Origin of the sequence: Bacillus haikouensis, from assembly GCF_013179555.1 — a bacterium.
Lineage (GTDB): Bacteria > Bacillota > Bacilli > Bacillales > Bacillaceae_B > Rossellomorea > Rossellomorea haikouensis_A.
On record NZ_JABMCR010000145.1, the window covers coordinates 1 to 11,042 of the forward strand.

The following is an 11,042-nucleotide window of genomic DNA, read 5'->3' on the forward strand; positions in this document are numbered from 1 at the left end:
TTTTGAATGACCATTTTACAATTTTCAACGGTCAGATCTTTTGAGAATCTTGAAGCTTTTTTCAGCAGAGAATGAATCTGCCCCTCTGTTGCTTCAATTTTGGTTTCTTCCTGTGCAGCTGCAAGGCTCACTTTTTTTTCTTCATCTTGAAGGGATTGCAGTGTTTTCTTCGCACTTTCCATATCTTCATCCGAAGGCAGATCGTGTCCTCCCCTTGCCGGATGCGGATGCTGCAGTGAACCGCATACAGGACATGGAGCGTCTTCATCAAGATCTGCGGCTATAATGGCTGCCTGCGCTGTACGCCATTGTTCATCAAGATAAGCGACGGTATCAGCGGCATCCTGAACTTTCCTGCCGATAATTGAATATTCCTCATTCAATAAGTCCGAGTTTTTCTTATATTGGTGTATCCTGTCAATCAAGGTTTGGGCTTCTTTAAGTGTTTCTAAAAGTGATTCATTATCCTGGAGCGTTTTTTCATATTGGTAAAGCATACTTTGACTTTCCTCGAAGTTTTCCAAAGCCTTTTCCCTATCACGTATTCCTGCTTGGAGAAAATTGATTTGTTCAGTCTGTTTATCTAACAACTGCTGTTCCCTTGAGCGTTGTTCTGTAATGTCATTCAAGTCCGTCTGCAGCAAATCGAGTGAGTAAACATCGCTTTGGATACTTTCAAGATGGTTTACCTTTTTTACCATCTCATTTCTGATTGGTTCCTTGTCTGTTTCTTCACTAAGCTTTTTCTTTGCCTGCTCCAGATTCTCCGCTAACAACCCCTTATCTTTCAACAATTGTTCCTGTTCAAGCTTCAGGACTTTAAGCTTTTGATTCAGTTTATGGCAATACTCATCTTGCTTTATTAATCTGGACGCCTTTTGCGCAAGTGTGATTTCATTCTTCATTCTTTCCATTTCAGATTTCTTTTGCTCAAGCTTGTTGAATTCATCCGTTAATTTATCCCGTAATTCAAATTGTTGAAGCAGTGTATTCGCCTCTGCCAATTGCTTATTTACGCTATCTCTTTTGTTTTGTACATGTTGATAGTTGAGCCGGACGTTAATTTGCTGCTCCTCCATCTTTTCAATATGGGCTGGAAGAAGCCCAAGGATACGGCTGTCGTTTAAAGGTTCTTGCTTCAATGATTCTATAAGCTCGTCATTATTTTCAGTGTTAATTTTCAGCAATTCTCTTGTACGTGTTTCAACAGCTGCTTCCACTGTCTTTCTCAGCTCATCCGCTTCCGTTTTTAACCCTTCCTGAATCACCTTATAAAGTTCTGTATGGAACAGCCTCTGCAAGATGACCTCCTTATCTTTACTATCCGATGTTAACAACTTTCGGAATTCCCCTTGAGGAATCATGAGTATTTGACGAAATTGATTGGCGTCCAATTGAATGAGGGATTTTATCTTTTCATCGACTTCTCTTACATTTGCTGCAAGAAGCTGTTCCGCCCCGTCTTCATCAAATGTATATAATTCAGCCCTGGCATTGATTGTTGTAAACCCTGCTCCCCTGGCTTTCTTCTTGTCCTGCTGAGGTGAACGCCAGATGCGATATGTCTTCCCTCTTAAACTGAATAAGAGTTCCACTTCTGTTACATCTTCATCTTTGGCAAATTGACTTCTCAATTCAGCCGGACTTCGATCTTCACCACTTGCCTTCCCATAAATCGAGAACGAAATACCATCAAAGATAGTCGTCTTACCAGATCCAGTCTTACCTGAAATCACAAACATGGTGCGGCTGCCCAGGTTTCTGAAATCAATTTCCTCCTTCTCTGCATATGGTCCGAATGCCTGCATAGTTAATTTAAGAGGTTTCACTTTTCAAACACCTCCTGCCTTGCTTTCTCAATAACCTTTTGCAAGATATCTTCCTTAGATGGTGAAAAATCGCTGGTTGTCATATCCGCATGGAATTCTTTGAATAATTCCAATTCTGATTTCTTTTTATCCTCCAATACATTGAAACTGTTTTTCTTTTTTGCATCCGTCAATTCTAATCTCCGTTCAAGATGCAGTACATTTGGATAGACTTGACGAAGTTTGTTAATCGGGTCAATCAAGGTTCCTTCATCGTGCAAAGTGATTTTTAAATAATCATCCACCTTTTGAGATTGATAGAATGACGGATCGAGCAGCTCTTCTAAATGCCCTTGAAGCTCGCGCATATCCTGCCTTGGAATCAACGTTCGTTCACTGAGATCAAACGATCCGTTTTCACCCATTTCAACAATCGTAACGGACTTCCGCTGGCTTGCTTCTGAAAATGAGTACTTTAGAAGTGAACCTGAATAACGAACCGTATCATGTTTAATCGCGTCAGGGCTGTGCAGGTGCCCCAGCGCAGTATAATGGAAGGAATCGAATAATTCACTGCCTACACATCCCGAGCCCCCAACTGACAAGGTACGCTCAGAATCAGTTGTTTTACCACCGAGGACAAAAGCATGACCGACAAAAACATGCAGCTCTTCAGGATTCATCACCTGGTTAATTCTCTTCACGATTGCTTCCATGGCATCATGATGGGAATGTATTGAATCGTCATCTAGCAATTGTCGCACAGTACCCGGTTCTGCATATGGAATGCAGTGAAAGTTCACTCCATTAATATTTACCGGAGTAAAGTCCGCTGTGATTTTTCCTTTTAAGTAAAAGTGGCTGTGTTTGTACCATGAAGATCCGAATGAAAGTCTTTCTGCACTGTCGTGATTACCCGAAACAGCAACAATCGGTGTATTTAATTCTACATTGATTCTGTATAAGATCTCATCCAGCAAATCCACCGCTTCGGTAGGAGGCACGGAACGATCGTATAAATCACCGGCTATCACCACGGCATCCGGCTTTTCTTCCTTTACCAGCTTAACGAATTGTTCTAATATATATCGCTGTTCTTCTGTCATGTATATACCATGGACTAACTTTCCCAAATGCCAATCAGCAGTATGTATAAATTTCAACTTTCAGGTCTCCTCTCAATCTATCTCGCTATTATAAATTATATCAAACTAAGGAACCTCAGTGAAAAGGAATTGTTACCTTCAAAGAACACTTGTTCTTATTATATATTCAAACACTATTTTTTTCTATTTATGCCCGAATAAAAAAAGAGAGACCAAAGGAGGCCTCCCGCTTGTTATTCTTTCATTCTTTGAGGTAATTTCTGAATGGATGTAACGACGGCATCCAGCTTCGTTTCAATGCGATATAGCAGATACATCGTCACCACAATCGGAAATCCGACCTCAGAGATGAAAGGAATGATGGATTCCATATACCTTACCCTCCTTTCACTTCTTATATAGGCGAATGAAGCAGTAAAAGACACCCCGTTAAATAAGAAAAAACGAATCCTTTTTATAGGATTCGTTTTACCTGTAGACATTGTATAAGGTTATTAACCGTTTAAGTCATTTATTAAGCTTGAACTAACCAGCCCGGCATCTTCAAGGATTGCTTTAATCTGATTCTCAGCTTCGATCAGCTTCTCTTCAGCTGCTGTAAGATCTGCTTCTCCGTCTTTTTTCAGTGCCGCGGCTTTCATCGTATATGACTCCGCTAATGTAGCTTTGAAGTCTTCTAAGTCTTTTTTATAATCATTAAGTCCTGATGGAATTTCTGCATTTTCCACAGCTTTAGCAGACTCTTCTGCAGATACCGCTGCTGCATCCTCTAACTTAGCAAGTTCGTCACCCGATGGGGGTGCCTCTCCGCCTACAGCTGCCTCATATGCATTCAAATCCATATCAGTACCATTAACAGTCGTTGTTAAATTAAGATAAAAATCCATTAAATCCCCAGCAGCGTTCGTATTTTCCTCACTGGATTTTGCAGATTCTTCTTTTTTTCCTTCTTCAGAACCAGTATCAGAACATCCAACCAATAGTAATGATAATCCTAAACCTAAGAACCATAACTTTTTCATCTTCATATCCCCTTTCTGTCTCTCTTCTATGAATTATGCGGGAGATAAAGCGAACCACAGGTAATCGCTTACTTCTTCCATTTTTTAGCCGGCAAAATGTATCTTATCATGAGGATATGAGGATGGTAAAGAAATAGTTTAACCTTTCACTAAAGTTCTAATTTTACAAATATTTGAAACAAACTGCCAATTTCATTATCAACATTCATCGGCAAGGACATCACCACTTGAATTAATTGAACACTGTACTGAAAAATGTTATAACTGATATAGTTTCATTTTCCCGGGGCTGATTGTTGAGCTGGTGCTTGCCTAGGTCTTCAAAACCTCTTGGGAGGCGCGTGCCGTCTCCGCTGGGTTCGATTCCCAGGCAGTCCCGCCATTCTTTATCCTCCATAAAAAGAAACTTCAGGATGATCATTGATCCCCTAAAACTTCTGCCTTTGTCATACCTTTTGTGTTTGCTCCTTCTTTTTTCTTTCTTACTGGAGTGAAGTTTCAAATTTAATTAAAATGTGATTCCTTCCCCCTTCTTACTTTGAACGCTTATATCAGCTGGTGATCACTTAAGGTTCTTAAACAGATTGTCAGACCGGACCTGTTCCTTTTTATTTTAGTCTTTAAGAAAGGTCTTACCTTTAGTATTAAAAAAAGTGGACTATTATTAAACTTCTGCTTAGTTATATAATGATAATTAGGTATAAGCAGCTTAATGATCGTTTTAATCATTCCTCTTTGCTTCCATATTTAATTGAATTCAAAAAATATTTAAGTGGGCAAATTAAGGCATGAGGATTCACTTATCCGATGCCTTTTAGCCATATAACGACTTACTGTAACATCAACTACGAGCTATGAACATTTTTCATTGGAGTACCTTAGCAAAATATGTCTATAACCTCAGGTTCTCTATGTGTGTTTCAGATGATTATTAAAGGATTACAAAAAGCTGTCTGAATTCTGGTAATGAAGCACTAATAACCTTTAATTAAAAGAAAACGGCGGGTATAATTACCGCACCGCTAAGTATCAAAGATTCTTAACCTAAAACGCTACTCTTTTGTTGTTTCAAAGTCTACTTCTAATTCAATCAGTTCATATTAATTTATATAGTTTTTACTTTCTTATCTGAAGTGTACTCTACATTGTTATTATCAAACTCGGTAAATTGATCTGGCTTAACATTAGCCTTAATCTTCATAGCAATAAAGTAAACAATTCCAGAAGCAATTAACGACTGTACTGCGGGAATCCCGAAAGAGTTTACATACTGGGTTAAATATCCTACAAATGTTCCGACAACAAGCGCTATTGTTGCCATCCAATTCCAGCCTTTATTATCGACCCATTTTTGATTTCTTAAAAAGAAGAAATCAGCCATCATAACACCAGCAATAGCTGGATAGACGAGTGCTGTCATATAAAGGAAATCCATGAAGTAGTCCAGGATTCCAGCGAGTGCGATAACAATGGCTACAACTGTGCCGGCTAACGTTAACAATGCACGACCTTTGTTTGAGTTTACATTGAACATATTTGCCAAAGCCAATCCCATGCTGTAGTTATTAACAAGCTGACTAGTCCAAGTTGCAAACCATAAGATTAGAAACCCCCAAACAGGAAAGCCAAGATTCATCATAACGTTTACAATGTCTGCATCTCCAACACCGACAGACATAATGGCACCAACATAGAATAACGGGAAGCCGACAGCAATAATACCTAATGGAATTAAAATATTATCTTTTACTTTAGGCTTGGCATACCTTGTATAATCTGAAGCAATTACCCATTGCGAAACATTGATACCGATTATTAAACTTACTGCTGCTAAAAAGGTCATGGATGGCTCAGGTCTCCAAGAGGAAATTGTTTCCCATCCTGTATTTTTTAACGCATAGAAAATACCTGCAATAATTAATACTAGTCCTGCCGGTACAGCAATATAATCCGTCCATTTCATCGATCCATAACCAATAATTGATGGTATCGCGAATAATAGTCCTACAATGATTGTAACAATGGCCCAAGAAACTATCTCGTTTTCATAGTCGATACCAATCATTGCGGATATCGCATTACCTGCAACAGCAGTTTGGAGGGCCCACCATCCTAATGAGACGACAAAAATAGTTAGACCAACAATAAACCTTGCCTGATTTGCGCCAAAGCTAGTTCTAGCTATCACTGAAGAAGAACGTCCTGTTTTTGCACCGATGTATCCTGCGATTGCATTCCCAATCCATTGAAAGATAAATAAAGAAACCAGTAAGATCCAAAAGATGCTTGACATTCCAAATGCTCCGGCAAGCGTTGCACCTACCATTAATACCGGAATGGTAAATTCCAATCCCCCAAAAATCATTGCAGGAGTTAACCAATGCTGTCTTTTATCAGCTGGAATAGCCGAAAGGGCTTCGTCATTCCCAACTGCATTTTTGAATCCCTTATCATCCACTTTCTCATCCCCTTGTATGAGTTTTATAAAAAGGCCTTGCAAAGACAAGGCCTAACCAACAAAGATAAATACTAGCTCACATTCTTCTTCCCCATCATTAAATGCAATATGTTCTTCTCCAGCAGGGATATAAGTTGCCTGTCCGGATGAAACCCTTTGTTGTTTTCCATCAATTTCTGTTTTCAAGGTTCCTTTTACAATTACTGAATATTCATTTTCTGAATGGTTTGAGACACCTGTTAAGGGCACTCGCTGACCGGGATAAATCGTAACTGTGCCGACCTTTACATTGGTGTTGTTTTTTTCTTCATGAAATAAAGTCCGAAGGGAAAAAGCTTCATTCTGATCTGCAGTAATGTCATTAATATTGAGAACCTTCATTTTATTTGCCTCTCAGCTGAAACCCCTTCGACTTCAAAAGTCTCGGGATTTACTTTCACACCAAACTTTTCTTTGGCCTGATCCAAAGAGATATAGCCATTTTTAACATCAAGTGCGACCTGATCAACAGGTCGGTCAAACGGATTCCCGTAACCGCCCCCGGTAGCTGTCATTAATTTAACCACGTCTCCTGTGTTCAGAGGGTATCGAGGAAAAATTCCGAAAGGTCCATCAACTTCGCCGTTTGCTTTTTCGATAACGAATTCATTTGGAGAGCCTTCCTCTCCACCATTGAATCCCCATGGCACAAATTTATTTCTTCCGAATGTTGCTGACACCATTTGATTATCGGTCATGGCACGGTAAGATCGGGTTACTCCGGCTCCACCAATATATTCACCGGCTCCAGCTCCGTCTGTTCTTAAGCTATATTCATCAATCACAACCCCATAGCGGGTTTCTGCCACTTCAATTGGAACATTATATGTCTCGCCGTCTCCAATACAAAACTGTCCCCTTGCTCCGTCTTGTCCTTTTGCTGCACCCCATCCACCGACAGATGGTTCCACAATAAGGAAGGGCTCATTAGTATCATGATGATTTCCTGCTAGGATAACAGCACAAACAGATAATAAGTGACCTGCAGATAACCTTTCGGGTAGTTCAGGAGCAAGCGCCTGCCAGATCAAGTCCGCACCAGCAAGCATACTTTCCCAGTAGATTGATACCGGAGCAGGTCGTTCTGCTGCAAGTACTGATTTAGGATCAGTAATAATTTCAAGTGGTCTAAATACCCCATCATTTACATCCTGAGATGGGTTAGTGATTGCGAGGAAAATAGTTCGAACTGCCGATACGAGAGCTGTATAAGAACAGTTAATTGGTCCTGGAACCTGTGGGTGGCTTCCTCTAAAATCACATATAAACTTATCATCAGAAATTGTAACTTTAACTTGAATTTTAAAAGGTCCATTGTCAAAGCCATCGTCATCAATATAACTTTCAGCTTCAAAGGTTCCCTTAGGCAATTTCGCTAACTCTTTTCGTGCCATCTGTTCTCCGTGATTAAGATGATGATCAACCGATGCAAGAACTACTTCTTTGCCGTGTTTCTCGCAAAGTTCCATCACCCTTTTTTCACCTGTACGTAAGGCGGCAACTTGTGCCCATAAATCACCGAGGGACAGGTCGGGGAAACGAACATTGGATTCAATAATATCGACAAGTGGTTGGTTAAGCTTCCCTTTATCAAAGAGCTTAACGCATGGGAACTGAAGACCTTCCTGGAATATTTCTGTAGCATCATTACTAAATGAACCAGGATCTTTTCCTCCAACTTCCGTCCAGTGAGCTTTGTTAGCCGAAAATGCCACAATTTCTCCCTCAAAAAAGATCGGCATTACTAACCCAACATCAGAAAGGTGTGAACCTCCGCCGCCATATGGATCGTTAATTATAATGATGTCTCCAGGGTTCAGGTCATCTTTCCCGTCAAATTTCTTTAGAGTTTGCTTTACCATGAAAGTTAGCATTCCGATAAATCCTGTTACACCGTTTCCCTGTGTCAACAGCTGGCCTTTTGCATCAGTAAGCCCACTTGCATAGTCTAGTACTTCATAAATGATAGGGCTCATTGAAGTTCTTGCCAGAGCATAGAACATTTCATCCCCGGTTGCAATCAGCGAATCTTTTACTATTTCTAACGTAAACGGATCGACTTTCACATTTGTTTCAGTCACCATATCATTCCACCCCCGTATCAATGATTAAGTTTCCGTATTGGTCTACTTTTAAGGTTTGCCCAGGATAAAGTACTGTTGTTGCGGAGGTTTCCTCCACGATTGCAGGTCCTTGCACTTCCATGTCTGGCGCAAGAAGATTCCGGTGATATACGTTTGTCTCAGTCCACCCGATTTCTTCATAAAAGACGTTTCTCATCTCTTTTACAGCAGATTCTACACTCTCATCTGATTCTTCAAGTTTTTGGAGCTCAGGCTTATCTACTGTACCAAATGCAGTTAGGTGCAGATTAACAATCTCAGTCGGAGACTCTTCCAACTTAAAAGTATAGTTCTTTTCGTGAAGGTCATGGAAACGATGAACCACTTCTTTAATTGTATCTTCAGTTAATTCACCTTCTGGGATAGGGACTTTAACCGTATGTTCTTGTCCTAAGTATCTCATGTCAGCGAAACGGGAAAACATTACTCTGTCTGCCTTGACACCTTCATCCTGATATTGAGCAGTAGCCTTGGATTCTAATTTTCTCCATTCTTTATTCAGTTGTTTAACGTCAATCTCGTTTAACCGCTTTATAAACGTCTGAATGTAATCATGTCTTAAATCAGTCATAAGCATTCCCCATGCAGAGAAAACGGAAGAGGCTACAGGAACAACTACTTTCTTAACTCCTAACTCTTTTGCAAGAGCAGGAGCATGCATTGATCCGCCACCGCCAAACGCTACAAGCGTAAACTCTCTCGGGTTATAACCTTTACGAACGGAGATTAGCTTTAAGGCATTTAACATGTTAGAGTTTGCAATTCGAATAATACCGAGAGCCCCCTCTTCTGCGGACAAATTATATTGCTTTGATACTTTTGCTATAATGGCATTTTTAACTGAATCCAGATTTACTTCATAGTCAAAATTTTCTGGGGAGAGACGACCCGTAACAAGATTAGCATCGGTTGTGGTAGGTTCTGTTCCACCCTGTCCGTATGCAACAGGTCCAGGTAAAGCACCTGCTGATTGTGGTCCTACTTTAAGGGAGCCACCCTCATCTATCCATGCAATTGAACCTCCCCCATTTCCGATCTCAACTATATCAACAACAGGAACTTTTATAGGATAACCTGCACTTCGTTCATTTTTTTCAATATAATAATCAGTTGAAACTTTAACTTTACCTTTATTGATTAAGGAACACTTTGCGGTCGTACCACCGATATCAAACGCAATAATGTTTTCTTCTCCAATCATCTCACCAAGAACGGCTGCCCCATATATCCCAGCTACTGGTCCCGATTCCACCATATTAATAGGTATCTCTTTAGCCTGCCCAAACGTTGTTGTACCACCATTTGATTGCATGATGTAATTGTGACTATTTGCTTCGTTTTCAAGAAGCTTCTTATTTAACCGATCAACGTAAGAAGCTGCAACGGGTTTTACATATGAGTTTAAAACGGTTGTGCTGGTACGTTCATATTCACGCCATTCTTTTGTTACTTCATGGGAAGCGGTTACAGCTACCTCAGGCCATATTTCCTTAATTAGTTCAACCGTTTGTATTTCATGCTCAGAATTTTTATAAGAATGGAGAAATGAGACCGCGATTGCTTCTACTCCTTCTTGTTTAAAAGATGCAACAACTTCTTTTACCTGTTCTTTATCGAGTGGAGTAATAACTTCACCTTTATAATCCATACGCTCTTCTACTTCTTGCCTTAAATAGCGATCAACGAAAGGACCTGGTTTCTCATAGCGAACATTAAATAAGTCTGGGCGGTTACCTCTAGCAATTTCAAGTACATCCCGAAATCCTTTTGTTGTAATTAGACCAGTTTTTACACCCTTACGCTCAGTCAACGCATTAATAATAACCGTAGTTCCATGGATGAACGTTTTAATAGCCTTTTGGTCAATTCCACTTTTTTCGATTACATCTATTACCCCTTTTTCAAAACTCGGAGGAGTGGTATGGCTCTTTGCCACTCCTACCTTTCCGCTGTCATCTACATAGACAAGATCTGTAAATGTACCACCTATATCTGTTGCTACTCTCATATTGACCACCTTTCTTTTGTTAAGATTAAAAAATAACGGGAGTTAAAACACATAGAATTGTAGATTCCTCATTCAAAGGGTTCTCCCATAAATGAGGTACAGTTGATGGAAAATGAATTGAATCACCCTCTTTAAGAAAATATTCTTCGCCGTCAACATTAAAGAGAAAAGCTCCGTTTAATACATAATAAAATTCCTCGCCAGGATGACTTGATGTTTGTGTTTGAACTTGTTTTGGCGATAGCGTTACCATAAGAGGTTCTAATGAACGGGCTGCAAACTCCCCGTTCAGCCTGGTGTAAGCAGATGATGAACCTTCAATGTTAAACGGCTTCCTGCTTTCGACTTTTACAACGTAGTTATTATTTGTTTCTGAATCAAAAAATTGAGTGATGGGAACTTCAAATGCATCTGCAATTTTTTTCAAAGAAGTAATTGCAAGTGAAGAAGAACCTCTTTCAACTTGAGATAAGAAACT

The 11,042-nt window shown here is 39.9% G+C and carries 9 protein-coding genes and 1 tRNA gene; 1 reads left to right on the top strand and 9 read right to left on the bottom strand.

The genetic code is table 11. The features are described 5' to 3' along the window. From HP456_RS14145 to HP456_RS14160, 4 genes are all read right to left on the bottom strand, one after another. Positions 1-1,829: AAA family ATPase (locus tag HP456_RS14145; RefSeq protein WP_172252172.1), on the bottom strand; the 1,829-nt coding region annotated here is incomplete at its 3' end. Next, on the bottom strand, positions 1,826-2,971 hold the full coding sequence (locus HP456_RS14150; RefSeq protein WP_172252174.1) for an exonuclease SbcCD subunit D: 1,146 nt from the start codon (positions 2,969-2,971) through the stop codon (positions 1,826-1,828). The genes HP456_RS14145 and HP456_RS14150, both read right to left, overlap by 4 nt. A 176-nt stretch (positions 2,972-3,147) precedes the next feature. Beyond that, positions 3,148-3,285: a YvrJ family protein gene (locus HP456_RS14155; RefSeq protein ID WP_172252176.1), complete on the bottom strand. Its 138-nt coding sequence runs from the start codon at positions 3,283-3,285 to the stop codon at positions 3,148-3,150. Between the two features lie 123 nt (positions 3,286-3,408). Then, entirely contained in the window at positions 3,409-3,936 is a 528-nt protein-coding gene (locus HP456_RS14160) for a hypothetical protein (RefSeq protein ID WP_172252178.1), read from the bottom strand. A 285-nt stretch (positions 3,937-4,221) separates the two neighbouring features. On the opposite strand from HP456_RS14160, the gene HP456_RS14165 reads away from it, so the two are divergent. Then, positions 4,222-4,318: transfer RNA gene (locus tag HP456_RS14165), tRNA-Sec, on the top strand. Positions 4,319-5,041: 723 nt separating this feature from the next. Here HP456_RS14165 and HP456_RS14170 read toward each other — a convergent pair. The 5 genes from HP456_RS14170 to HP456_RS14190 form a co-directional block, all read right to left on the bottom strand. Further along, entirely contained in the window at positions 5,042-6,394 is a 1,353-nt protein-coding gene (locus HP456_RS14170) for a purine-cytosine permease family protein (protein WP_172252180.1), read from the bottom strand. A 51-nt stretch (positions 6,395-6,445) separates the two neighbouring features. Further along, positions 6,446-6,775 carry a cupin domain-containing protein gene (locus HP456_RS14175; RefSeq protein WP_172252182.1) on the bottom strand — a complete coding sequence of 110 codons (330 nt, stop codon included), beginning with the start codon at positions 6,773-6,775 and terminating at the stop codon, positions 6,446-6,448. Then, the gene (locus tag HP456_RS14180) at positions 6,772-8,517 is read right to left on the bottom strand and encodes a hydantoinase B/oxoprolinase family protein (protein ID WP_172252184.1); all 1,746 of its coding nucleotides are present in this window, start codon (positions 8,515-8,517) and stop codon (positions 6,772-6,774) included. The genes HP456_RS14175 and HP456_RS14180 overlap by 4 nt, the downstream gene beginning before the upstream one ends. A 1-nt stretch (position 8,518) precedes the next feature. After that, a complete protein-coding gene (locus HP456_RS14185; protein WP_172252186.1) occupies positions 8,519-10,564 on the bottom strand; it encodes a hydantoinase/oxoprolinase family protein in 2,046 nt (681 codons plus the stop codon). Positions 10,565-10,589: 25 nt separating this feature from the next. Continuing rightward, on the bottom strand, positions 10,590-11,042 hold a 453-nt coding region (locus HP456_RS14190; protein ID WP_172252188.1), incomplete at its 5' end, for a helix-turn-helix domain-containing protein.